At 67.7% G+C, this 24,063-nt stretch carries 24 protein-coding genes; 13 read left to right on the top strand and 11 right to left on the bottom strand.

All coding sequences use genetic code 11. The annotated features are described in order from the left end of the window. Position 1 precedes the first annotated feature (1 nt). The 4 genes from AB0M15_RS39660 to AB0M15_RS39645 all read right to left on the bottom strand — a co-directional run bounded on the left by AB0M15_RS39660 (position 2) and on the right by AB0M15_RS39645 (position 3,661). On the bottom strand, positions 2-646 hold the full coding sequence (locus AB0M15_RS39660) for a response regulator transcription factor (protein WP_363831647.1): 645 nt from the start codon (positions 644-646) through the stop codon (positions 2-4). Then, entirely contained in the window at positions 646-1,863 is a 1,218-nt protein-coding gene (locus AB0M15_RS39655; protein ID WP_363831643.1) for a sensor histidine kinase, read from the bottom strand. Before AB0M15_RS39655 ends, AB0M15_RS39660 begins: the two co-directional genes overlap by 1 nt. Positions 1,864-1,940: 77 nt before the next feature. Continuing rightward, the gene (locus AB0M15_RS39650; protein WP_363831640.1) at positions 1,941-2,771 is read right to left on the bottom strand and encodes an ABC transporter permease; all 831 of its coding nucleotides are present in this window, start codon (positions 2,769-2,771) and stop codon (positions 1,941-1,943) included. Further along, a complete protein-coding gene (locus AB0M15_RS39645) occupies positions 2,771-3,661 on the bottom strand; it encodes an ABC transporter ATP-binding protein (protein ID WP_363831637.1) in 891 nt (296 codons plus the stop codon). Before AB0M15_RS39645 ends, AB0M15_RS39650 begins: the two co-directional genes overlap by 1 nt. Before the next feature lie 128 nt (positions 3,662-3,789). On the opposite strand from AB0M15_RS39645, the gene AB0M15_RS39640 reads away from it, so the two are divergent. Next, positions 3,790-4,884 (top strand): S-(hydroxymethyl)mycothiol dehydrogenase, encoded by a 1,095-nt coding sequence (locus tag AB0M15_RS39640; RefSeq protein ID WP_363831634.1) that lies wholly within the window; start codon positions 3,790-3,792, stop codon positions 4,882-4,884. Continuing rightward, on the top strand, positions 4,884-5,489 hold the full coding sequence (locus AB0M15_RS39635; protein WP_363831631.1) for an MBL fold metallo-hydrolase: 606 nt from the start codon (positions 4,884-4,886) through the stop codon (positions 5,487-5,489). Before AB0M15_RS39640 ends, AB0M15_RS39635 begins: the two co-directional genes overlap by 1 nt. Positions 5,490-5,629: 140 nt before the next feature. Here AB0M15_RS39635 and AB0M15_RS39630 read toward each other — a convergent pair whose 3' ends face one another. The 6 genes from AB0M15_RS39630 to AB0M15_RS39605 all read right to left on the bottom strand — a co-directional run bounded on the left by AB0M15_RS39630 (position 5,630) and on the right by AB0M15_RS39605 (position 10,491). Next, on the bottom strand, positions 5,630-6,607 hold the full coding sequence (locus tag AB0M15_RS39630; protein ID WP_363831628.1) for an aldo/keto reductase: 978 nt from the start codon (positions 6,605-6,607) through the stop codon (positions 5,630-5,632). 73 nt (positions 6,608-6,680) lie between these two features. Further along, positions 6,681-7,169 (bottom strand): MerR family transcriptional regulator, encoded by a 489-nt coding sequence (locus AB0M15_RS39625; RefSeq protein ID WP_363831625.1) that lies wholly within the window; start codon positions 7,167-7,169, stop codon positions 6,681-6,683. Between the two features lie 46 nt (positions 7,170-7,215). Then, positions 7,216-7,614 (bottom strand): Fur family transcriptional regulator, encoded by a 399-nt coding sequence (locus AB0M15_RS39620; RefSeq protein WP_363831930.1) that lies wholly within the window; start codon positions 7,612-7,614, stop codon positions 7,216-7,218. Between the two features lie 152 nt (positions 7,615-7,766). After that, positions 7,767-8,771 carry a metal ABC transporter permease gene (locus AB0M15_RS39615; protein WP_363831622.1) on the bottom strand — a complete coding sequence of 335 codons (1,005 nt, stop codon included), beginning with the start codon at positions 8,769-8,771 and terminating at the stop codon, positions 7,767-7,769. Further along, positions 8,768-9,526 carry a metal ABC transporter ATP-binding protein gene (locus AB0M15_RS39610; protein ID WP_363831619.1) on the bottom strand — a complete coding sequence of 253 codons (759 nt, stop codon included), beginning with the start codon at positions 9,524-9,526 and terminating at the stop codon, positions 8,768-8,770. Before AB0M15_RS39610 ends, AB0M15_RS39615 begins: the two co-directional genes overlap by 4 nt. Next, positions 9,523-10,491 (bottom strand): metal ABC transporter substrate-binding protein, encoded by a 969-nt coding sequence (locus AB0M15_RS39605; RefSeq protein ID WP_363831616.1) that lies wholly within the window; start codon positions 10,489-10,491, stop codon positions 9,523-9,525. Before AB0M15_RS39605 ends, AB0M15_RS39610 begins: the two co-directional genes overlap by 4 nt. A gap of 52 nt (positions 10,492-10,543) precedes the next feature. Here AB0M15_RS39605 and AB0M15_RS39600 point away from each other — a divergent pair, with 52 nt between their 5' ends. From AB0M15_RS39600 to AB0M15_RS39565, 8 genes are all read left to right on the top strand, one after another. Then, entirely contained in the window at positions 10,544-11,863 is a 1,320-nt protein-coding gene (locus AB0M15_RS39600; RefSeq protein WP_363831613.1) for a YibE/F family protein, read from the top strand. A 140-nt stretch (positions 11,864-12,003) separates the two neighbouring features. Then, positions 12,004-13,125, top strand: a complete 1,122-nt coding sequence (locus tag AB0M15_RS39595; protein WP_363831609.1) for an inositol-3-phosphate synthase — start codon at positions 12,004-12,006, stop codon at positions 13,123-13,125. After that, the gene (locus tag AB0M15_RS39590) at positions 13,119-14,111 is read left to right on the top strand and encodes an SCO3242 family prenyltransferase (protein ID WP_363831606.1); all 993 of its coding nucleotides are present in this window, start codon (positions 13,119-13,121) and stop codon (positions 14,109-14,111) included. The genes AB0M15_RS39595 and AB0M15_RS39590 overlap by 7 nt, the downstream gene beginning before the upstream one ends. Then, a complete protein-coding gene (locus AB0M15_RS39585; RefSeq protein ID WP_363831603.1) occupies positions 14,108-14,932 on the top strand; it encodes a sugar phosphate isomerase/epimerase family protein in 825 nt (274 codons plus the stop codon). The genes AB0M15_RS39590 and AB0M15_RS39585 overlap by 4 nt, the downstream gene beginning before the upstream one ends. Then, a complete protein-coding gene (locus AB0M15_RS39580) occupies positions 14,929-15,666 on the top strand; it encodes an EboA domain-containing protein (RefSeq protein ID WP_363831600.1) in 738 nt (245 codons plus the stop codon). Before AB0M15_RS39585 ends, AB0M15_RS39580 begins: the two co-directional genes overlap by 4 nt. 11 nt (positions 15,667-15,677) lie before the next feature. Continuing rightward, positions 15,678-16,529, top strand: coding sequence for a TatD family hydrolase (locus tag AB0M15_RS39575; protein WP_363831597.1), 852 nt, complete (start codon positions 15,678-15,680; stop codon positions 16,527-16,529). Then, positions 16,526-17,674, top strand: coding sequence for a metabolite traffic protein EboE (gene eboE / locus AB0M15_RS39570; RefSeq protein ID WP_363831594.1), 1,149 nt, complete (start codon positions 16,526-16,528; stop codon positions 17,672-17,674). Before AB0M15_RS39575 ends, eboE begins: the two co-directional genes overlap by 4 nt. Continuing rightward, entirely contained in the window at positions 17,671-19,038 is a 1,368-nt protein-coding gene (locus tag AB0M15_RS39565; RefSeq protein ID WP_363831590.1) for a nucleotide pyrophosphatase/phosphodiesterase family protein, read from the top strand. The genes eboE and AB0M15_RS39565 overlap by 4 nt, the downstream gene beginning before the upstream one ends. A gap of 123 nt (positions 19,039-19,161) precedes the next feature. Here AB0M15_RS39565 and AB0M15_RS39560 read toward each other — a convergent pair whose 3' ends face one another. Beyond that, entirely contained in the window at positions 19,162-20,157 is a 996-nt protein-coding gene (locus AB0M15_RS39560) for a LacI family DNA-binding transcriptional regulator (protein WP_363831587.1), read from the bottom strand. A gap of 216 nt (positions 20,158-20,373) precedes the next feature. On the opposite strand from AB0M15_RS39560, the gene AB0M15_RS39555 reads away from it, so the two are divergent. The 3 genes from AB0M15_RS39555 to AB0M15_RS39545 all read left to right on the top strand — a co-directional run bounded on the left by AB0M15_RS39555 (position 20,374) and on the right by AB0M15_RS39545 (position 24,054). After that, positions 20,374-22,119: a discoidin domain-containing protein gene (locus AB0M15_RS39555; protein WP_363831584.1), complete on the top strand. Its 1,746-nt coding sequence runs from the start codon at positions 20,374-20,376 to the stop codon at positions 22,117-22,119. Continuing rightward, on the top strand, positions 22,116-23,369 hold the full coding sequence (locus AB0M15_RS39550; RefSeq protein WP_363831580.1) for a DUF1996 domain-containing protein: 1,254 nt from the start codon (positions 22,116-22,118) through the stop codon (positions 23,367-23,369). The genes AB0M15_RS39555 and AB0M15_RS39550 overlap by 4 nt, the downstream gene beginning before the upstream one ends. A 121-nt stretch (positions 23,370-23,490) precedes the next feature. After that, entirely contained in the window at positions 23,491-24,054 is a 564-nt protein-coding gene (locus tag AB0M15_RS39545; protein ID WP_363831577.1) for a DUF305 domain-containing protein, read from the top strand. Positions 24,055-24,063 lie beyond the last annotated feature (9 nt).

The raw sequence follows: 24,063 nt of genomic DNA, 5'->3' as shown, positions 1-24,063 counted from the left end.
GTCAGCGGCGGGGGGAGGGGAGTAGTCCTCGTTCGATGGCTACTGTGACGGCTCGGGTGCGGTCGTCTACGTCCAGTTTGGTGAAGAGGCGTTGTAGGTGGGTTTTGACGGTTGCCTCGCCGATGAAGAGTTCTCGGCCGATCTCGGCGTTGCTCAGGCCTCGGGCTACGGCGGCCAGGACCTCTAGTTCGCGGGGCGAGGGCTGGACTGCGGCGGGGGTCGCCGGGGTGCGGAGGCGGGACATCAGGCGTGCAGCGACGGGTGGCGCGAGGACTGTTTCGCCGCGGGAAGCCGCTCGGATTCCGTCCAGGAGTTCGGCGTGGGGTGTGTCCTTGAGGAGATAGCCGGCGGCACCGGCCTCGACGGCGTGCAGGATGTCGGTGTCCGTGTCGTACGTCGTCAGCACCAGCACCTTCGTCGCGGGATAGCCGGAGACGATCGCGCCCGTAGCCGAAACCCCGTCGCGATGCGGCATCCGCAGGTCCATCAGTACGACGTCCGGCCGCGTCGAATCCACCAGTGCGAGGGCCTCCTCGCCGTCACCCGCCTCGCCGACCACCTCGATGTCGTCGGTCACCGCGAGCATGCCGATCAGCCCCGACCGGACCACCGGATGGTCGTCCACCACCAGCACCCGTACCGTCATCAATCCTCCTGACCCGTCGCCGGGATGAGTACCTGCACCCGCGTACCACGCCCCGGCGCACTGTCGACCGACACAGTGCCCCCGGAATCCTCGACCCGCCCGCGCATCGCCGCCAACCCATAACCGCCGGACGTCGCGGACGGCGTAAAGCCAGCCCCGTCGTCACTGATCTCGATCGCCACCCCATCAGCCGACATCCCGAGCAGGATCCGCACCCGGGTGGCTCCAGCGTGCTTCCGTACGTTCGCCAGCGACTCCTGAGCCGCCCGCAACAAAACCACCTGCTGCCCCTGAGGCAACGCAGCCACCTCGTCGTCAGCCATATCCAACGACACCTGTACGTCGACCCCGGTCTCAGCAGCGAACCGCTCACCCTGCCGCTGCAGTACTTCGGCCAGCGTCGCCCCACTCAACGCCACCGGCGTAAACGCGGCAACCAACGCCCGGGCCTCAGCCAAATTCTCACGAGCCGTGTCCTCGATCGCCGCCAACCGCCCAGCCGCCGGCTCGACCGCCCCGCGCGACAACTCGACCGCAGCCGTCTGCGAAAGCATCACGATGCTCGTCATCCCCTGCGCGAGCGTGTCGTGGATCTCGCGAGCCATCCGCTCCCGCTCAGCCATCACCCCCGCGGTGTGGTGCGCTTCCGCAAGCTCGTCCCGCGCGGCCTCCAACTGCTCGATCAGCTCGGCCCGCTGCTGGCTCTGGGTGATCACCTTGTCGATCCAGATCCCGAGCAGCAGGCTGACGACCAGGCTGATCACCATCCACGGCAAGATGTCCCAGAAGGCGTCCATCGTCCAGCCGGCCGCCCAGAGCTGGGCCGTGCCGACCGTGAACAGCAGCAGGAAGCTGAGCGGTACCGCGTCGAGCATCCGGTCGCTCAGCAACCAGATCTGCGGCGAGACGATGAACAGGATGAACACCGACGGCGGGAAGAGCGCCACGGCTCCGCTGACACAGGCGATCATCACCGCGCGGTACAGGTGGGCCTGCCACCGGTTGCGCGAGACCATCGCCGGCATGGCCAGCAGCCGGTAGGACAGGGCAAGGACCGCGACCAGAGCCAGGTAGACGATCCGTCGTGCAGTGGTCAGCTCGGAAGAGATCAGAGCGGCGATCGCGGTGACGCCGAGCAGGCCGTAGAAGACGATGTGCCAACCGATCAGGGTGCGCACCCAGACGGGCTGATCCGCCTTGCTGCCGGAGAGCTCCATGCGCACTATCTTCCTCCAGACCCACCGGAGGTCGCTCAAGGCGCCTCCGGTGGTCGCAGAGAGAGGGGTGCCGAACATCAGCCGGCGTCTCGCCGGGTCCAGCGGAACACCCGCTGGGCGACGATCAGCCCGACGACGAGCCAGACGGCCAGTACGATCGCGCCGATGCCGAGGTGCCAGGATTGGCCGGGCTCGGTCTGGACGAAGTCGTCGGGCAGGAACACCGACCGCATCCCCGACGCCAGCCACTTCAGCGGGAAGACCGAGGCGACGCCGCGCATCCAGGCCGGCAGGCTGCTGTAGACGAAGTACACACCGGACATGAACTGGAGCAGCAGGACCACCGGCGTGACGACTGCGGAGGCCGCCTTGCCGGACTTCGGTACGACGCTGAACGCGATCCCGAGTACCGACCCCGACGCGGTACCGAGCACGAAGATCCAGGCGAAGTTGACCCAGTCGGACGGGTCGGTCGGCAGGTCGACGCCGAGCAGCAGCCCGGAGATGGCCAGCAGCAGGGCGATCTGCGCGATCGAAGTGATCAGGACCTGGCCGATCTTGCCGATAAAGTAGGACTGCGGCGGCATCGGCGTACCGCGCAGCCGCTTGAGCAGACCTTCGTCACGCTCCAGCGCGATGCTGATCGCGAGCGACTGGAAGCTGCTCAGGAAGATGCCGGAGGCGATCATCCCGGGCGTGAAGTAGGTGGCCGCGTTGACGCCCTGGCCGAAGTCGGTGTCGCCGAAGACGGCGGAGAAGATGGCCAGGAAGATGATCGGGAAGAAGAAGGTGAAGATCAGCGCCTCCCGCTCCCGGAAGAACTCGCGGACCTCGAGCTTGGTCCGGGCCACGCCGACGGCCATGGTCGAGGGCAACGGCTTGTTGCTGACGTTGTGTGAGGTCGCCATCAGAGTGCTCCAACTTCAATAGCTTCAGCGGCGGCGGTGGCCGAGGCCTTGCCGATCAGGTCCAGATAGATGTCTTCCAGGCTCGGACGCCGTACTTCGAGCTCCGGTACTTCGCCGCCGAAGCGGGCCATCAGAGCCGCGACCTCCGCCGTCGGCTGGTCGGTGCGCAGCTCGTGCGGGCCGTCCGCGTCGGACCAGGAGACCCTTGCGGTCCGGGCGCCACGGCCGCCGAGCGTTTCCGGCGTACCGACCTCGATCATCCGGCCGTCCGCGATCACGCCGACCCGGTCGGCCAGGTGCTCGGCCTCGTCCAGGTAGTGGGTGGTGAGCAGGATCGTCGTACCCCCGGTGCGGAGGTTCTCGATCAGAGTCCAGAACTGGCGACGTGCCTCGGGGTCGAACCCGGTGGTCGGCTCGTCCAGGAACAGCAGCTCCGGATTGCCGATCACGCCGAGCGCCACGTCGAGCCGGCGGCGCTGACCGCCGGACAGCTTGCGCGGGCGGGTCTTGCGCTTGTCCTCGAGCCCGACCGCGGCGATGACCTCGTCGGGATCGCGCGGGTTGGGGTAGTAGGAGGCGTAGTGCCGGACCAGCTCGGAGACGGACGACTCGGCCTCGTCGCGCGAGGTCTGCAGCACGATCCCGATCCGGCTCCGCCACAAGCGGTCGGCGTGGGCCGGGTCCGTGCCCAGCACGCTGATCTCACCCTCGTCCGCACGGCGGTACCCCTCCAGTACCTCCGTGGTCGTGGTCTTGCCGGCGCCGTTGGGGCCGAGGAGCGCGAACACCTCGCCGCGGTGGATGTCGAGGTCGACGCCACCGACGGCGACCTTGTCCGGGTAACGCTTCACGAGCCCGCGGACCCGTACTGCGAAGTCTGTCTCTGTCATGGCTCAACCTTCCCGTCCCGAGGGGGTCCGGCAAGAGCATCGGACGACGGACCGGCTGTCCCCCGACCGGTGGACAGACACCCGTAGTACGGGATGCCTACGGGACTTTTTCGGGTTAGCGTCTGGGCATGAGTCAGACCGTGCGTGGAGTCGTCGCCCTGAGCAAGGGCGCACCAGTGACCATCGAAGAGATCACCATCCCCGACCCCGGCCCGGGCGAGGCCGTCGTGAAGGTTCAGGCGTGCGGCGTCTGCCATACCGACCTGCACTATCGCGAGGGCGGCATCAACGACGAATTTCCTTTTCTTTTAGGTCATGAGGCGGCCGGCATCGTCGAGTCGGTCGGCGAGGGGGTGACGGACGTCGAGCCTGGTGACTTCGTCGTCCTGAACTGGCGAGCCGTCTGCGGCAACTGTCGCGCCTGCCTGCGCGGGCGCCCGTGGTACTGCTTCAACACGCACAACGCCAAGCAGAAGATGACGCTGGCCGACGGGACGGAGCTGTCGCCCGCACTGGGCATCGGCGCATTCGCGGAGAAGACCCTGGTCGCGGCGGGGCAGTGCACGAAGGTCGACCCAGCTGTGAAGCCTGAGGTGGCCGGTCTGCTCGGCTGTGGCGTGATGGCCGGCCTCGGTGCTGCGGTGAACACCGGCAACGTCGGTCGCGGCGACACTGTTGCGGTGATCGGCTGCGGCGGCGTCGGTACTGCCGCAGTCGTCGGCGCCCGGCTGGCCGGAGCTGCCCGGGTGATCGCGCTGGACATCGACCAGCGCAAGCTCGACGTCGCGGTGGAGCTCGGTGCGACGCATGCGGTGAACTCGAAGGACCTGGACCACGACGGGGTCGTCGAGGCGGTGCAGGAGTTGACCGGTGGATTCGGTGCGGACGTGGTGATCGACGCGGTCGGTCGCCCGGAGACGTGGAAGCAGGCTTTCTACGCCCGCGATCTCGCCGGGACCGTGGTGCTGGTTGGCGTACCGACGCCTGAGATGACGCTCGACATGCCGTTGCTGGACTTCTTCGGGCGGGGTGGTTCGCTCAAGTCGAGTTGGTACGGCGACTGCCTGCCGTCGCGCGACTTCCCCTTGCTGATCGACCTGCATCTGCAGGGGCGGCTGCCGCTGGACCGGTTCGTGTCCGAGACGATCGCGCTGGACGAGGTCGAGGCGGCGTTCGAGAAGATGCACCACGGCGACGTACTGCGATCGGTGGTGCTGTTCTGATGCCGGCCCGGATCGAACGCGTCATCACGTCCGGCACGTTCAGCCTCGACGGTGGCACCTGGGACGTCGACAACAACATCTGGCTGGTGGGCGACGACGAGGAGGTACTCGTCATCGACGCCGCCCACTCAGCTTCCGCGATCGTCGAGGCGGTCGGTGATCGCCGGGTGGTCGCGCTGGTCTGCACCCATGGCCACAACGACCACATCAACGCGGCGGTCGACCTCCGCGACGTTTCCAAGGCGCCGATCTGGCTCAACCCGGCCGACCGGATGCTGTGGGACACCCTGTACGACGTCTCACCGGACCACGACCTGACCGACGGCACCACCTTCGAGATAGCCGGTACTACGCTCCGCGCGATCCACACCCCCGGCCACAGCCCCGGAAGCACCTGCCTCTACGCGGAAGACCTCAACGCCGTCTTCACCGGCGACACCCTCTTCCACGGCGGCCCCGGCGCCACCGGCCGCTCCTACTCCGACAAACCCACCATCCTCGACTCCATCGCCACCAAGCTCCTCACCCTCCCACCAGCCACAGTCGTCCACACCGGCCACGGCGACACCACCACGATCGCCGCCGAAAGCGGCAACATCAGCTGACGGCGGACCGCCAGCCCATCAATGGGCGCAGTTGGAGAGGCGATACCGCGGGAGAGCTCGGTCTGGCGGGGCGATTGATGGCGTGGCGGTGCGGGACGACCGGCCGCCGCGGGCCCCGGCGAGGCCGGCGGTCCGCCCCGTCACGCCGCCGGGGTCGTCCCCGCGACCCACTCCATGTCCGGGTAGCGGGTGCCCACCGGCTGGAGCTTGGAGAGGGAGGCGACGTCTTCGGGGGAGAGGTCGACTGCGAGGGCGCCGGCGTTCTCCTCCAGGTACGTGCGGCGTTTGGTGCCGGGGATCGGGGCGATGTCGTTGCCCTGGGCAAGGAGCCAGGCGAGAGCTACCTGGCCGGGGGTCGCCTGGTGCCGGGCCGCTACCGCGCGGATCTCCTCGACGAGAGCGAGGTTGGCGTCGAGGTTGTCGGCGTCGAAGCGGGGGAGGGTCTTGCGGAAGTCGTTGTCCGCAAGGTCTTGCTGGCCGGCGATCTTGCCGGTCAGCATGCCGCGGCCGAGCGGGCTGTACGGCACGACGCCGATCCCGAGTTCGCGGCAGACCGGCAGTACCTCGTCCTCGATGTCGCGGCTGAAGAGCGACCACTCGGACTGCACCGCCGCAATCGGGTGCACCGCATGCGCCCGGCGAATGGTGTCCGCGGACGGTTCGGACAGACCGAGGTGCTTCACCTTGCCCGCCTCCACCAGCTCGGCCATCGCGCCGACGGTCTCCTCGATCGGTACCGACGGATCGGCGCGGTGCTGGTAGTACAGATCGAGGTGATCCACGCCGAGCCGACTCAGCGTCGCGTCGATCGCCGACCGGACGTACGCCGGTGAGCTGTCGAGCCGGATGAGCTGGTAGGTCGCCGGGTCCATCACGATGCCGAACTTGCTGGCCAGCACGACCTCGTCGCGCCGGCCTGCGATGGCCTTGCCGACGAGCTCCTCGTTGGCGCCGGCGGCGTACATGTCGGCGGTGTCGAGGAAGGTGATGCCGAGGTCGAGCGCGCGGTGCAGAGTGGCGATCGACTCGGTGTCGTCGCCGGGGCCGTAGCCGAAGCTCATCCCCATGCAGCCGAGTCCGAGCCGGCTGACGTCTGGTCCGTTGGTACCGAGTTTCACAGTTTTCTCCTGTCAGAAGGCATGGCTCCGCCCACCGACATCCACAGGGATGCCAGCCAGGCATAGCGCGGGGTTAGGGAGTGCAGTCGCCGCCGTACGTGGCGATCTTGTAGTCGGTGACCGCGAGGGCCGCCTGCAGTTCACGCAGCCGGCGCTGGATCGTGGCCCGGTGCTCCTGCATCAGCGCGAGCCGCTGCGGAGCGGTCGACTCGCCTTGGTACACCAGCTCCATGTAGTGGCTGATCGTGCTGATCGGCATGTCCGACAGCCGCAGCCGGGTGATGAACACGACCCGGGCGAGAGCCTCCCGGTCGTACTGCCGGTAGCCCGCCTCGTCTCGCCCGGCCGCGATCAGCCCAGCGCGCTCGTAGTACCGGAGGGTGTGAGCGGTCAGCCCGGTCGCCGCAGCCGCCTCGGCGATCGTCAGCACGTCGGGGAGATCGTCCGGAAGCTCCAGTAGCTGCAGCAGCTCGCAATCCATCGGCGGCGGCTGCGGGGTCTCGTAGCGCTCCGCTAGCGCTTGGCGGCGATCGGAGGAGCTGAGGACACCCGTTGTGTTCATGACTACGACGCTACGGGTTAGAGCGCGCTCTAACGCAAGCCCGCAGTCAGGCGGGCTTCTGGCAGTCGGAGCAGGTGCCGAAGATTTCCAGGGTGTGGCTGACATCGGCGTAGCCGTGTTCGGCGGCGACCTTGTCGGCCCAGCGCTCGACGGCGGGGCCCTCGACCTCGACGGTGCGGCCGCAGTTGCGGCAGACCAGGTGGTGGTGGTGACCCTTCGAGCAGCGCCGGTACGCCGTTTCGCCGTCGGCGGTGCGCAGTACGTCGACCTCACGCGAGTCGGCGAGGGCCTGCAGGGTCCGGTAGACCGTGGTCAGGCCGACGGCCTCACCCGCGCCCCGGAGCTCCTGGTGGATCTCCTGGGCCGTCCGGAAGTCGTCGAGATTGTCGAGCGCGGAAGCGACCGCCGCGCGCTGACGGGTCGAGCGTGTTCCGATGGCCACCATTCCTCCTGTCATCCCCAACACCACGATTTCCGCGGTAACCCGCCAATTCTCTCAGAAGTCAACAACTAAGTCGCCCAGGGCGCGGATCGCTCGGCGCTTGCGGCGCCCAGGCACGCACCTCACGGCACTCGAGCGATCCGCGCCCTGGGCGACTAGTGCTCATCCCAGTGATCTCCGTGTGCCGCATGGAGGTGACCGTCGTGGACGTAGTCGACGTGATCGCCGTGCTCGATCTTCGGGTGACCGCATTTCGGGTCGTGGGCGTGCTGGTGGGCGGTGCTCACCACGTGGGGCTCGGGGGCAGGCAGGCCGATCTCCGGCTCCTCGTCCGCCAGGGGAGCGAGGACGCCACGACGGCGGCGTACCAGCGTGCCGGCGATCGCGGCGACGACGAAGCCGCCCAGGGCCAGTACGACGATCGTGGCGCCGGGAGCGACGTTGGCGTTGTACGACGTGATGATGCCGGCCAGACAGGCAGCGACGCCGATCGCACAAGCGGTGACGAAGGTACTCCGGAACGACCGGGTGAACTGCTGAGCGGTAGCAACCGGCACCACCATCAGCGCACTGACCAGCAGCAGCCCCACCGTTCGCATGGCGACAGTGACGGTCACAGCGGCCATCACTGCGATCAGCAGGTTGAGCAGCTGCACCCGGAGACCGGTGACGCGAGCGAACTCCTCGTCCTGGCACACCGCGAACAGTTGCGGGCCAAGGCCGATCGCTACGACCAGTACCGTCACCGCTAGGCCCACTACGACGTACAGGTCGGAGGGGGAGACTGTGGTCAACGAGCCGAACAGGTAGGTGTTCAGAGTCGCTGCACCCTGTCCTGCCAGGCCTATGAGCAGTACGCCGCCCGCTATGCCGCCGTAGAACATCAGGGCGAGCGCCACATCCCCACTGGCCTTGCCGCGCGCCCGCACGAGCTCAATCGCAGTAGCGCCAGCTATAGCGACCAGTACTGCGGTAAGCACCGGCGCAGTCCCGGTCAAGAGCCCCAGCGCGACACCGGTGATCGCGATATGTCCGATCCCATCGCCCATGAGTGACAGCCGCCGCTGGACCAGGTACGTGCCGATTGCCGGTGCGGATAGCCCAGTGAGCAGCCCGGCGATCAGTGCCCGCTGCATGAACTCAAGCTCGAACAACGTCATGACAGCCACCCCGGCTCGTCGTCGATGGACCCGTGCGGGTGGACATGAGCATGCGTCTGCGAGGCGTGCGGGGGACCGTCGTACACGATCCGGCCGCGGCGCAGCACGATCGAGCGGTCGATCAGCGCGTCCATCGGGCCGAGGTCGTGGCTGACCATCACCACCGTCGTACCGCCTGCGACCCGCTCCCGGATCGCATCAGCGAAGATCGCCTGACTGGCCAGATCGACACCGGCCGTCGGCTCGTCGAGGATCAGGAGGTCGGGATCGGAGACCAGCGCGCGGGCGATCAGCACCCGCTGCTGCTGGCCGCCCGAGAGCTCGGCAACACCGTCCTTGCGCCGGTCGGCCATGTCGACGATCTCCAGCGCCTCGTCGACGGCAGCCCGGTCAGCCGCCTTCAACGGGCGGAACAGCCGACGCTTCGAGAGCAGCCCGGACGAGACGACCTCGGCGACAGTCGCCGGTACGCCGCCTGCCGCGGTGATCCGCTGCGGGACGTAGCCGATCCGATTCCAGTTGCGGAAGCGCGGTACCGGAGTACCGAAGAGGCGGACCTCGCCGCGAGCCGCGGGCAGCAGGCCGACGACCGTCTTGATCAGCGTGGACTTGCCAGAGCCGTTCGTGCCGAGCACCGCGACGACCTCGCCGGCCCGGATCTGCAGGTCGATGCCACGCAGGACGAGACGACCGCCCAGGTCGACCGAGAGATCGGCGACCTGGACGGCGTCAGCGCTAGTTGGGGTTGATGTCACGCGCAGCTGTTCGCCTTCCGGAGCTCCTGCAGATTCTCGCGCATCAGCGAGAGGTAGGTCTCCTGGGAGTTCGCGTCCGACAGGCCCTCGATCGGGCTCAGGACCGCGGTCTTGACGTGGACGTCGCGGGCGATCGACTCGGCCACCTTCGGGCTGACGAGCTCCTCGTAGAAGATCGTGGTGACCTGCTGCTTCTGCACGATCTCCTGGACCTCCTTGATCCGCGTCGGGGTGGGCTCGGCGTCGGGGGTGAACCCGGCGATGCCGACCATCGTCAGACCGTACCGCTTCGCCATGTACGCGAACGCCTCATGGCTCGTCACGAAGGTTTTCAGTTTGCAGTCGGCCAGGCCGGCCTTGTACTCCGTGTCGAGCTTGCCCACCTCGCCAAGCAGCGTCGCTGCGCGCTGCTTGTAGCCGTCCGCGTGGTCCGGGTCCGTCGCGACCAGCTTGTCCGTCACGGCCTGTACTACGGCCTCGTACCGGACCGGATCGAGCCAGAAGTGCGGGTCGAGCCCCTCCGACGTGTACGAAGCAGGCTTCACGGTGCTGCTGGGGGTGCCGGCCGCCTCGCCCTCGGGGTGCTCCTCGAAGTCGGCGCCGGTGGCCTCGAGCTGGGCGGCGGGCGCGACGTCGAAGCCGGCGCTCTTCGCGTTCTGCGCGACGGCCTCGTCGACGGCCGGCTGCAGGCCGCCTTCGTAGACGACCAGTTTGGCGCCGGCGATCGTACCGACCTGCTTCGGTGTCAGCTCGAGGTCGTGCGGCTCGACGCCGGGAGCGGTCAGGGTGGTCACGTTCACCGCGTCGCCCCCCACCGAGCGGGCGATGAACTCCAGCGGGTAGAACGAAGCGACCACGTCGAGCTTGCCGTCGGATCCGCCCGCGGCGTCGTCGCCGCAGCCTGCCAGAGTTACCACTGCCAGGGCGGCGAGCCCGGCGACGACAGCACGCGTACTAGATCTCATGACAATCATTTTCATTTAAGTGGGGATGGTTGTCAAAACAGGGAGTTGACGAATGGCCAAGCGGACCGTAGGACGGCGGCGCGCCGACACCAAGCCGAACCGCGGGCGCCGGCTCGAAATTCCGCGTGGTCACGGCCATGGGCACGGTCACGGACACGGCTCCGAGGTGATCGATACGTCGGTCGTCGACTCGGATGCAGTGGTGGCCCGACGTGTCCGGATAGTGGTCGCAGGGGTGCTGATCCCGCTGATCGCGGCCGCTGTGATCGCCATGATCGTGCTCTGGCCGGGTGGCGATCTGAAGATCGCGGCGGCCGAGCAGACCGGGGCGAGCGGCACCGTCGTGTCGCTCAAGGCCTGTCCCGAGACGCCCGCCGACTGTGACGAGGCGACGGTCAAACTGCGCTCCGCGCCCGGCTCGGACAAGGGGCTGGAGGTGCCGGTCGAGGTCCCCAAGGGCAAGAACGCGGCCGTCGAGATCAAGGCCGGCGACCGGATCATCCTCGGGGTCCAGAAGGGTGCGGCGATCGCCGATCGGTACCAGTACGTCGACCACGACCGGTCGATCCCGTTGATCTGGCTGGCGGTCATCTTCGCGATCGCGGTGATCGCGCTGTCGCGCTGGCGGGGCGTCGCTGCACTGGGGGCGTTGGGCATCACCGCGCTGACGCTGACCCAGTTCATCCTGCCGGCCATCCTGAAGGGCTCGAATCCACTGCTGGTGGCGGTGGTCGGCGGCTCGGTGATCATGGTGATCGCCCTCTATCTGACGCACGGGATCAACGCCCAGTCGTCGGTGGCGCTGGCGGGGACGATCGCGTCGCTCGGGCTGACCGCCTTCCTGGGGTGGGGCTTCGTCAAGCTGAGCGCGTTCTCCGGGCTGGCCAGCGATGGGGCGTCGGCGGTCAAGGCGTACGTGCCCGGGCTCGATCTCACCGGCCTGCTGGTCGCGGGCATCGTGATCGGCTCGCTTGGCGTGCTCGACGACGTGACGGTTACCCAGGCGAGCGCTGTCTGGGAGCTGTCGGCGGCCAACCCGGCAGCCAGTCGAGCGTCCCTGATCGGGGCAGGGCTGCGGATCGGCCGGGCGCACGTCGCGTCGGTGGTGAACACGCTGGTACTCGCGTACGCGGGCGCTGCGCTGCCTATCCTGATGGTGTTCGCGATCGGCGGGGTATCCACCGGGTACCTCCTCAGTACCGAGATCGTCGCCGTGGAAGTCGTCCGAGGACTGGTCGGCAGCCTCGGGATCATCGCGGCCGTCCCGTTGACCACGGCACTGGCCGCAATGGCTGTCGCCGATCGGTCCCGCGACCTGGTCGGCGTGCCCGAGTCCGTTGCCGGGGCAGGAGAATCTGCGGTATCCGGGTAATTCCGGGACTTTGGCGGTTGACCCAACAAAGTCCCCGGCAAGCTCTTCCCAACCGGTCCTGAGGCGATCTAGAGTTCCGATCTGTCACGGACCGGCCGACCCAGTTCACTGTCCGTGGCAGGACTCGTGAGGAGCCGCGGATGACTCGACGCGTTGGTGTCTGGCTGTTCGGAGCAAGAGGATCGGTCGCAACCACGACCATCGCCGGTGCGGCAGCACTCCACCACGGAATCCCACCCGCCGGAGTGGTCACCGAACTCCCGGCTTTCGCCGGAACCGGCCTGATCCCCCTGGACGCCCTCGTCTTCGGCGGCCACGACGTAGTAGAAACCCCCCTCGCCAAACAGGTCGAACGCCTGACGTCCGGCGGCGTCCTCCCACCCGGCCTCGACCGCCTGATAACCGCCGACCTAGCCGAAGCCGAACGCAACATCGTCGTACTACCGGCCGGCGGCCCACAGAACGAATTGATCGGCCGGATGGCTGAAGACATCCGTGCCTTCCGGTTGCGCAACGACCTCAGCCAGGTGGTGGCCATCAACGTCGCCTCGACCGAGGCGCCGTACGACGTGCCGGTTACTTCGGCTGCGGAGCTTCGGGAAGCGCTGGCACTTCCAGACGTCCTGCCGGCCAGTTCGGTCGGTGCGTTGGCGGCGTTCGAGGCGGGCGCGGCGTACGTCGACTTCACTCCGTCGACCTCGATCCGGCCGGCGGCGGTGCGGGAGTGGGCGGTGGAGAAGGGACTGCCCTACGGCGGGCAGGATGCGAAGACGGGGGAGACGCTGGTGAAGAGCGTGCTCGCGCCGATGTTCGCGGCTCGCGCGCTCCCCGTGCACGCCTGGTCCGGTACCAACCTGCTCGGCGGCGGCGACGGCGCCACCCTCGCCGACCCGCGCGCCGCTGAGTCCAAGAGCATCTCCAAGGAACGCGGGCTGGCCGAGATGCTCGGTGAGGTCGCCGGTGACGTTCATATCGACTACGTCGACCCGATGGGCGACTGGAAGACCGCCTGGGACCACGTGCTCTTCTCCGGCTTCCTCGGCGTGCGGATGACGCTGCAGTTCACCTGGCAAGGCTGCGACTCCGCCCTGGCCGCTCCGCTCGTACTCGATCTGGCCCGCCTCTCAGCCCTCGCTCTGGACCGCGGTCACGTCGGCGCAATGCCCTTCCTCGGCTTCTACTTCAAAGACCCGATCGAGTCGACCGAGCACGCACTGCCCCGCCAGTACGACGAACTGCTCCGCTGGACCCGCTCATGCTGAGGCGCACCACCAAGCGCCCCCGCCTGGCCGACCTCGCCGAGCTAGTCCGAGCCCCAGCCGCCTTGACCGTCCCGGGCGATGTACTAGCCGGTGCTGTAGCCGCCGGCAACCTCCGCCCCACCCGCCTAGCCGGCCTGGCAGCCTCCTCCATCGCCATCTACTGGGCCGGCATGGCCCTCAACGACTGGTCCGACCGAGACCTAGACGCCGTCGAACGCCCAGAACGCCCCATCCCCTCCGGCCGAGTAACACCCGGTACTGCGTTCTCCCTAGCCTCATCCCTCACCGCCGCCGGCCTAGCCCTCTCAGCCTGGGCAGGCGACCGCCACACCTTCCGTACGTCGGCAGTCCTCGCCGCCACCGCCTGGACCTACGACCTGAAAGCCAAGAACACCCCACTAGGCCCAGCAGTCATGGCAGCAGCCCGCTCCCTGGACGTACTGGTCGGCGCCGGCAACAACCGCCGAGCCGCCCTCCCCGCAGCCGCCGCCATCGGCACCCACATCCTCACCACCACCTACATCTCCCAAGGCGAAGTCCACGGCAGCACCCCCACCTCCTCCCGAGCCGCCCTAGCCACCACCACCGCAATCACAGCCGCCACCGCCCGCCCCACTTACACCCGCCCCGGCCTGGCCCGGCCCACCTCCGGCCCAGCCTTGGCCTTCCGCGCCCGCCTGTCCTCCGCCCCGCCCGGCGGCCTCGGCCCCTCCACCGCGCGCGGCGCGCCGCCGAGCACCGCCGGCGCGTTGCTCTCGGCGATATTCGCCGGCCTCTTCGCCCGGTCGGTCGGGTCGGCCCAGTTGGTCGCTGCGGGTGAGCCGTCAGCGGCGAATCTTCGTAAAGCTGTCGGGGCGGGGATCCATGGGCTGGTGCCGTTGCAGGCTGCTTGGTGTGCTCGGGGAGGGCAACCGGTGGTTGGCGCGGGGCTGATGGCCGCGCTTCCGTTGGCGAAGGCGCTGGCTAGGAAGGTGTCGCCGACATGAGGTTCGGTTACGGGACCAACGGGTTCGCCAACCATCGGTTGCCTGAGGCATTGAAGGTGATCGGGGAGCTTGGGTACGACGGGGTCGCGCTGACCCTCGACCACAACCATCTCGACCCGTTCGGCCCGGACCTTCGGCAGCGCACCGCCGAGGTTGGCAAACTACTTGCCGACAACAACTTGGCCGTCGTCATCGAGACCGGTGGCCGCTACGTGCTCGACCCCTACCGCAAGCACGAGCCCACCCTCCTTCACACCGACGGCGCCGAGTGGCGGATAGCTCTTCTCGAACGCGCCATCGAGGTCGCCGCAGACCTGGGCGCCGAAGCGGTCTCGTTCTGGTCCGGCACCCTCCCGCCGGACGTGTCGCCCGAGCTCGGCTGGCAGCGCCTCATCGCCAGCTGCAACCAGTTGGTTGCCTATGCCTCCGACCGCGGCGTCCAACTCGGCCTCGAACCAGAACCAGGCATGCTCATCGACGACCTCGCCGGCTACCTCAAACTCCAGGCGGAGGTCGGCAGCGAGACGCTCGGCCTCACCCTCGACATCGGCCACCTGGTCTGCAACGAGCCCCAGTCCCCACCCGCCTGCATCACCGCCGCAGCCCAATACCTGGTCAACGTCCAGATAGACGACATGCGCCGAGGCGTCCACGAACACCTGGAGTTCGGCACCGGCGAGGTCGACTTCCCACCAGTCCTCCATGCCCTGAAGAACATCCAGTACGAAGGCCTCGTAGCAGTAGAACTCCCACGCCACTCCCACGCCGCCCCCACCATCGCCAGAGACTCCCTCGCCTTCCTACGGAAGGCGGAAGCATGATCGCCGAAGGCGATCCGCCCGCAGCCCAGCTGCCGGGGAAGGCGGAACCGCCGGGCGCTGGAGCGCCGGCCGAGCGCGGAGCGCCGGTCCAAGGCGGGGCGCCGGTCGAGCGCGGAGCGCCTGTCCAGGGCGGAGCGCAGCCCCAAGGCGGAGCGCAGGTCGGTGGCACATCGGCTGGTGAGCTGGAGGTGCTGTTGCCGGCGGCGGCTCGGGTGTGGCTCGCGGGTGCAAGGCAGGAGCCGCTGGCGACTAGCTTTCCGGCTGTTGGGAGGAAGGTTGGGCATGGGCGGTTGAGTCCGGCTTGGACTGCCGATCAGGCGGTGCGGGCGTTGCTGCTGGTTGGGAAGGCGGCGGACGAAGTACTGGCGGTCTATCGGTATGGCGACGCCGCGGAGAAGCTTGCTGTTCTTCATGCGTTGTCCGTGGCCGACGTCGCGGATGCTCTTCAGGAGCAGGCGGTGCCGATCGTCGAGGATGCGTTGCGGACCAACGATCAGCGGCTGGTGGCCGCGGCGTTGGGGCCGTACGCGACGCAGCATCTAAACCAACACGCCTTCCGGCATGCGGTGCTGAAGTGTGTGTTCGCGAACATCCCGCTGGCCGTGGTCGACGGCCTGCCGAAGCGGGTGGATCCGGAGCTGATCCGGATGATGACCGATTTCGCCGCCGAACGGAGCGCAGCCGGCCGGGCCATCCCGACCGACTTGGAGGCGTACCTCAACAGCCCGCCCTAAGAGGTGTTGCTATGCGCATCTTCGATCCGCACATCCACATGACGTCGCGGACGACCGACGACTACGCCGCGATGGCGGCCCACGGAGTGCAGGCACTGGTGGAGCCTGCGTTCTGGCTGGGGCAGCCGCGGACCAGCGTCGGCTCGTTCGTCGACTATTTCGATGCGCTGATCGGCTGGGAGCCGTTCCGCGCGTCGCAGTACGGGATCAAGCATCACTGCACGATCGCGCTCAACCCCAAGGAGGCGAACGACCCGCGCTGCCGCGAAGTACTCGAGGTTCTACCCCGGTACCTGGCCAAGGACGGCGTCGTCGCGGTCGGCGAGGTCGGCTACGACTCGATGACCCCGGAAGAGGACGAGGTCTTCAGCCACCAACTCCAGCTGGCCAAACAGTTCGAGCTACCAGTACTCGTCCACACTCCGCATCGCGACAAAGCAGCCGGTACGACCCGCACGCTCGACGTCGTCAAGGAATCCGGACTCGCACCGGAGTGGGTCGTCGTCGACCACCTCAACGAGATGACCGTCAAAGAGGTCGCCGACTCGGGCTGCTGGATGGGCTTCTCCATCTACCCCGACACCAAGATGGATCCCGATCGGATGGTCGCGATCCTGCAGCAGTTCGGCACCGAGCACATCCTCGTCAACTCGGCGGCCGACTGGGGCAAGTCCGACCCGCTGCGCACCTACGCGACCGCCCAGGCGATGCTCGCCGCCGGCTTCACCGAGCACGACGTCGACCAGGTGCTCTGGCGCAACCCCGTCGCCTTCTACGGCCAGTCCCAACGCCTCGACCTGGGAGACGTACAGGCAGCGGACTCCTTCGAGGGCAACTCGATCCTGCGAGGAGCCAGACCATGAGGTTCCGGCACGCCGACGGCTCGATCGTCCACCTCGCCTACTGCACCAACGTCCACCCCGCCGAGGATCTCGAAGGCGTCATCGCCCAGCTCGACGGCTGCTCCGCCCTGGTCCGCAAGGAGCTCGGCGTCCCCGTACTCGGCGTCGGCCTCTGGCTCGCGAACACCCTCGCCGACCGCCTCGCCAACTCCTCGGTCGCGCTCAATCGCCTTCGAAAAGCCCTCGACCGCAACAACCTCGAGGTCGTCACCCTCAACGGTTTCCCGTACGCCGGATTCCACGACCGCGTCGTCGGCAAGAAGGTCTACTCGCCCGACTGGACCGAGCCCGCGCGTCTCCAGTACACGCTCGACCTGGTCGACGTACTTGCCGAACTGCTGCCGCCCGACGCGTCGTACGGATCGATCTCGACTCTGCCGCTGGCCTGGCGTACGCCGTGGGACCGGACCCGCGACGCCGCCGCCCGCGACGCCTTCAACCGCCTGGAGCTCCGGCTCGCCAAAACGCACGAGACCACCGGCCGCCGGATCCGCGTCGCAATCGAACCCGAACCCGGCTGCATCCTCGAAATGGTCCCGCAGGCGGCCGACTGGCTCACCCCGTACGCCGCTCAGTCGCTGGTCGGCCTCTGCCTCGACACCTGTCATCTCGCGGTGCAGTTCGAGCAGCCGGCCGAAGCATTCAGCACGCTGCAAAGAGCCGGCGTCGAGGTCGTCAAGAGCCAGGTGTCGGCCGCTCTGCACATCCCCGACCCGGAGGATCCGGCGGCTCGCGAGCTGCTCAACGAGTTCGCCGAACCCAAGTTCCTGCACCAGACCCGCGAGTACGGCGGCCCCGGCATCGACGACCTCGACATGCTCGACCAGCTGTCCGGCCACGCGTCCTGGCGGGTGCACTTCCACGTGCCCGTGCATGCCGCTCCAAGACCGCCGCTGACCAGCACGACGGACGTACTCGACGAAAGCCTCGAGCACCTCGTCGGCGGCGCGCATCCGCTGACCCATCACCTGGAGTCCGAGACCTACACCTGGTCCGTACTTCCCAACGCCCCCCAAAACCAGCAGGAACTCGCCGAGGGCATCGCCGGAGAGCTCGCCTGGCTCCGCGACCGCCTGGTCGGCCTCGGCCTGGAGGAGATCAAGTGAGCAAGCAAGTCATCGTCATCGATGTGGTCGGACTGACTCCGAGGCTGCTGCGCAAGATGCCCCGGTTGCGCCAGTTGCCGCTCAATCGCGAGCTGGGGACCGTGTTGCCGGCTGTCACGTGTTCGGCCCAGGCGACCTTCCTCACCGGCGAGCTGCCGACCGAACACGGCATCGTCGGCAACGGCTGGTACTTCCGTGAGCTGGGTGAGGTGTTCCTCTGGCGGCAGCACAACCGGCTCGTCCAGGGGGAGAAGGTGTGGGACGTCGCCCGGCGCGAGAACCCGCAGTACAAGGTGGCCAATGTCTGTTGGTGGTACGCGATGGGGGCGGAGACGGATCTGCTCGTCACGCCGCGGCCGATCTACTACGCGGACGGGCGCAAGGCGCCGGACTGCTACACGCGGCCGGTCGAGTTGCACGATCGGTTGACCGGCAAGCTGGGTGCCTTTCCGCTCTTCCACTATTGGGGGCCGACGGCATCGATCAAGTCGAGCAAGTGGATCGTCGCGGCGTCCCGGCAGATCCTTGCGCAGGACGATCCGGATCTGCTGCTCACGTACATCCCACATCTCGACTACGACCTGCAGCGGTACGGCGCTTCGTCGGTCGAGGCGACGCGGGCGGCGATTGCGTTGGACGCGGTCCTCGCGCCGCTGCTCGACGATGCGGAGGCGAAGGGCGCGACGGTGATCGTGCTGTCGGAGTACGGGATCACGGACGTCTCGCGGCCCGTCGACATCAACCGCTTGCTGCGGAGTGAAGGTTTGCTGGAGGTGTACACGCAGGACGGGATGGAGTATCTCGACCCGTGGGCGTCACGGGCCTTCGCGGTCGCGGATCACCAACTCGCCCACGTGTACGTCAAGGATCCAGCCGACATCGACGCCGTCAGCAAGCTGCTCAGTGGGCTGCCGGGCGTCGCCGAAGTACTCGATGCCGAAGGCAAGCGTTCCCAAGGACTCGACCACGAGCGCGCCGGCGAGCTGGTCGCCGTCGCTGAACCAGACTCGTGGTTCACCTACTACTACTGGCTCGACGACGCCCGAGCCCCCGACTTCGCCAAGGGCGTCGAGATCCACCGCAAACCCGGCTACGACCCGGCCGAACTCTTCTTCGACCCCTCCGACCGCTTCGTCAAACCCCGCGCCGCGTCCTACCTACTCCGCAAAAAGGTAGGCCTCCGCTACGCCATGCAGGTAGTCCCGCTAGACCCGTCGATCGTCAAGGGCTCCCACGGCCGCCTACCGGACTCACCGGAAGACGGCCCGGTCTTCCTCAGCACCGACCCAACACTGGCCCCCGAGGGAAAGATCGAGGCGACCGCGGTCCGCGACCTGATCCTCAAAGCAGCCGCCCTCGCCTAACCCCATCAAGCCCACCACTGGTGGGCTTGAACACCCAGCGGCGACCTTGAACACGTTATTACCTGTTCAAGGTCGCCGTTTGGTGTTCAAGGTGCCAAGTTGTTGCTGGGCAGTGGGCGAGGTTCATGCTGATTCGCGGAGGATCAGTTCGGTGGGGAGGATGACTGAGTCGGCGGAGCCGTTGGTCAGGAGGTCTAGCAGCAGGCGGACTGTGCTTGCTGCTTGCTCTCCCATGGGGCTGCGGACTGTTGTGAGTGGGGGAGCGGTGTAGAGGGCGGCTTCTATGTCGTCGAAGCCGACTACTGCTACGTCGTCGGGGACTCGGCGGCCTGCCTCGCGCAAGGTGCGGAGGGCGCCGATTGCCATCAAGTCGTTGGCGGCGAAGACCGCGTCCAGTTGCGGGTCGTCCTGGAGGAGTTGGCGCATGGCGTCGGCGCCGGAGATTCGGGTGAAGTCGCCCAGGGCGACGATCGAGCGGCGGTCGGAGTCCTGTAGGGACTGGCGATAGGCGTTCAGGCGTTCCTGGGCGGCTTGCATGTCCAACGGTCCGGAGATGGTGGCGATTCGCTGGCGGCCTTGGTCGAGGAGGTGTTGGACGGCTTTGGTTGCGCCGCCGACGTTGTCGTTGTCGACGTACGGCATCAGGCCGGGCGTCGCGAGCCGACCATGTGAGACGACCGGCAGACCAGTGCGAGCCAGTACTGCGGGCAGCGGGTCCGCCCCGTCCATCGACACCAGCATCGCGCCGTCCACATGACCCGCTGCCAGATACTGCTCGACCCGCAGCCGGCTCTCGGCCGACCCGGCGAGGACCAGCGACACCTGCTTGCCCGCCGCCTCCAACGCACGCGACGCCGCCCGGACGACCATCGCGAACATCGGGTCGTCCGACACCAGCCCGGCCGGCGGATCGGAGACGATGATCGCGATCGTGTTCGTCTTCTGGGTGACCAGGTTGCGCGCCGCACCGTTCGGCACATAGCCGAGCTCGGTCACCGCCGCCATCACGATCTGCCGGATCTCCGGCGCGACCGTGGGCTCGCCGTTGATCACCCGCGAAACGCTCGACTTCGACACGCCCGCTCGCGCCGCGACGGCATGCAGAGTCGGTCGTCGCACGCGATACCCCCTCAGGTCTGGGGGAGCGCTCCCCCAGACTGAGCATCCCGGCGGTTCCGGAACCTTGTCAAGGCGTACCTCCGTGTTACGCCAAGGTTGCGCCCAGGTGACCGCGAAGTCTTGACACCGTTCCCTCAGCACGGTTTTCTCAGACTCAGGGAACGTTCCCCCGCCCATTCTGACTGCGCAGTTCATCGTCCCGCCCCAGGAGATGCCATGCCGTCCCTTTCCCCACCCCTGCCCAGAACCAGAGCGCGCCTCAAAATCACAGCGCTCATCGCTATCGCCGTCAGCTTCGTCATCGCGCTGATCGTCAGCCCACCCGCCGGCGCCGCCGACACGTTGCTGTCCCAAGGCAAGACCGCCACCGCCTCGTCCACCGAGAACGCCGTCTTCACGGCCGCGTCCGCCGTCGACGGCGACGCCGGCACCCGCTGGTCGAGCGCCCACGCCGTCGACCCGCAGTGGATCCAGATCGACCTCGGCCAGACCGCCACCGTCAACCAGATAGTCCTCAACTGGGAGACCGCAGCCGCGAAGGCCTTCCAGCTGCAGGTCTCCGCCGACGGCACCAACTGGAACAACATCTACACGACCACCACGAGCACCGGTGGCAACCAGACACTGACCGTCTCCGGCTCCGGCCGGTACGTCCGGATGCTCGGCACCCAACGCACCACCCAGTGGGGCTACTCACTGTGGGAGTTCAAGGTCTTCGGTATGACCTCAGGCACCGGCCCGGGCAGCAAGCTGCTCTCGTACGGGAAGACCGGAGCCGCCTCGTCGCAGCAGAGCGACGGCAACTGCTGGGAGTGCACCCCGGCTCGCGCCTTCGACCTCGACCCAGCGAGCCGGTGGGCGACCACGACCGACAGCGGCTGGGTAGACCCGGGCTGGATCTCCGTCGACCTCGGCGCCACCGCTCAGATCGACAAGGTGATCCTGCAATGGGATCCGGCGTCGGCGAAGTCGTACCAGATCCAGGTCTCCAACGACAACGTCAACTGGAACCCGATCTACACCACCACGAACGGCCCCGGCTTCAAGGAGACGCTCAACATCACCGGCACCGGCCGGTACGTCCGGATGTACGGCACGCAGCGCAACACACCGTACGGGTACTCGCTGTGGGAGTTCCAGGTCTACGGCACCGGCGGCGCACCGACCACTCCGCCGACCCCGCCGGCCGACCCGGCGAACCCGCCGCAGCTGGTCTGGTCCGACGAGTTCAACGGCGCCAACGGCACCAAGCCCGACGTCAACAAGTGGCGCGCTGACCCGGGCAACGGGCAGAACGGCGAGCTGCAGGTCTACACCAACCACAACAACACGCAGATGGACGGCGCCGGCCACCTCGTCCTCGAGGCTCGTCGCGAGGTCACGCCGGGCTCGGCCTGCCCGATCGACCCGGTCACCGGTAGCGGCACCTGCCAGTACACGTCCGCCCGGATGAACACCGGCACCAAGTTCGACACGACGTACGGCAAGATCGAGGCGCGGATCCAGGTGCCCAAGGGCAATGGCCTGTGGCCGGCCTTCTGGATGATGGGTTCGGACTTCCTGACCGGCCGTCCGTGGCCGTACAACGGCGAGATCGACATCATGGAGATCCTCGGCCGCGAGACCACCAAGGGCTACTCGACGCTGCACGCCCCGGCGTACAACGGCGCCGGCGGGTACGGCGGGACGTACGGCCTGCCGGGTGGCGCCGACTTCTCGGCCGGCTTCCACACCTGGACGATGCTGTGGAACAGCACGAGCATCACCTATCAGGTCGACGGCACCACGGTGTTCGTCGTCGACAAGGCCCAGCTCGAGGCGACCCGGGGGCCGTGGATCTACGACCACCCGTTCTACCTGATCCTCAACCTGGCCGTCGGCGGCGACTTCCCCGGCCCGCCCAACGCGGCGACGCCGTTCCCGGCCCGCATGCTCGTCGACTACGTGCGGGTGTACCGATGAAGCGGGCACGGTTGGGCACCCTGTTCGTAGGGTTGCTGGCGTTGTTCGGTGCCTACCTGGTGACTACCGGACAGCCTGCGCAGGCGGCCGAAACGCTCTTGTCCCAAGGGCGTCCCACGCTGGCTTCCTCAGTGGAGAGCGCAGCCTTCCCAGCCGCTGCCGCTGTCGATGGTGACAACGGCACGCGGTGGGCCAGCAGCTTCGCCGACAACCAGTGGCTCCGGATCGACCTGGGCTCGTCCCAGCCGATCAACCGAGTGCTGCTGCGGTGGGAGGCCGCGTACGCACGCGGTTTCCAGCTCCAGACCTCCGACAACGGCAACGACTGGACCACGATCCAGACCACCACGAACGGCACCGGCGGCGAGCAGAGTCTCGTTGTCAACGGCAACGGCCGGTACGTGCGGATCCTGGTCACCCAGCGCGCCACCCAGTGGGGTGCCTCGCTGTTCGAGTTCCAGGTGTACGGCGGTACGCCGGGTGGCGGCCCGATCGTCCGGGTCGCCGAGTTCCTGGCCGACTGCGCCTTCACGCACCGGCTGCCCGAGGACCCGATCGTGTTCCCGAACATGCCGGGCGCCTCGCACATGCACAGCTTCTTCGGTGCGACCGTGACGAACGCGAACACCACCGTGAACGACCTGGTCAACTCGCCGACCTCGTGCAACCCGGCCGAGGACAAGTCGTCGTACTGGGTGCCCACGCTGTATGTGAACAACCAGCCGGTCGAGCCGACCGGGACGACGTTCTACTACCTCGGGGAAGGCGTCCGGGACGACGTCATCGCGCGGACCCAGCCGCTGCCGTTCGGGCTGCGGATCGTGGCCGGCAACGCGAAGGCGACCGGGCCGAACGACAACACCATCTCCCGCTGGTCCTGCCTGCACGCCGGTGACGCCGGTTCGGGGCACGACTTCATCAACTGTCCGGCCGGCACGATGCTGGAGTCCTACCTGGACTTCCCGCAGTGCTGGAACGGGCGCGACCTCGACTCGCCCGACCACAAGAGCCACATGGCGTACCCGGTCAACGGCGAGTGTCCGGCTACCCACCCGGTGCCGGTACCGAAGCTTCGCCAGGTACTCCGGTACCCGGTGAACGGCCCGACGGCCGGCTTCCGGCTCGCTTCGGGCGGTGGCTTCACCATGCACGGTGACTTCTTCAACGCCTGGCCAGTGGCCGAGATGGAGCGCCGCGTCAACGACTGCATCCGTCCGATCATCAAGTGCGGGGCCAACGGGCACCCGTAACCACCCCGATCGCCGGGCGGGTTCTCGTCCCAGGACCCGCCCGGCTGCTGTTCGTAGTACCGATCTCTGCTTTGCTGGTGGGGAGCTCTCCACCGCCCCCGTATTTCGAGGAGTTCACCTCATGAAGGCCTTTGCTTGCGCAGTTCTGCTCGTCGCCTTGACCGGCTGTGGCTCCTCAGCCGCCAGTACGCCGCCCGCGGCCGCGCCGCCACCGCCGACGGTCAGCAAGTTCGCGGTGAATCCGTCGTTCAACGCGACCGACCTGGCCTGGATCGAGCTGATGATCCCGATGGACGACCAGCTCATCCGCGTTCTCGGGATGGCGCAGAAGCAGGCCGCCGACCCCGCGGTACGGACGTTGGCGACCCAGGTGAGCGCCGGGCACAAGACCGAGGTCGCCCAGTTCGTTGCCCTGCGCACCCGCGCCAACTGGCCGGCGAAGAACCCGCACGAAGGCCACGACATGCCCGGCATGATGACCGAGCCCGAGATCGTCACCCTGGGCAAGACCAAGGGCGCCGCCTTCGACCAGCTCTTCGAGAAGAACCTCAAGGAGCACCTGGACCAGTCGATCGTGCTGGCCCGCAGCATCACCACCGACGGCAAGGACGCCGAGACGAAGAAGCTGGCCGCGGCGATCATGACGAGTCGCGCCGCCCAGCTGAAGCAGCTTGCGGGGCTCTGACTAAAGTAC

It is taken from the genome of Kribbella sp. NPDC051718, assembly GCF_040681515.1.
Classification (GTDB): Bacteria; Actinomycetota; Actinomycetes; order Propionibacteriales; family Kribbellaceae; genus Kribbella.
The sequence above is the reverse complement of the archived record's forward strand: the minus strand, read 5'-3'. Positions and strand labels throughout refer to the sequence as shown.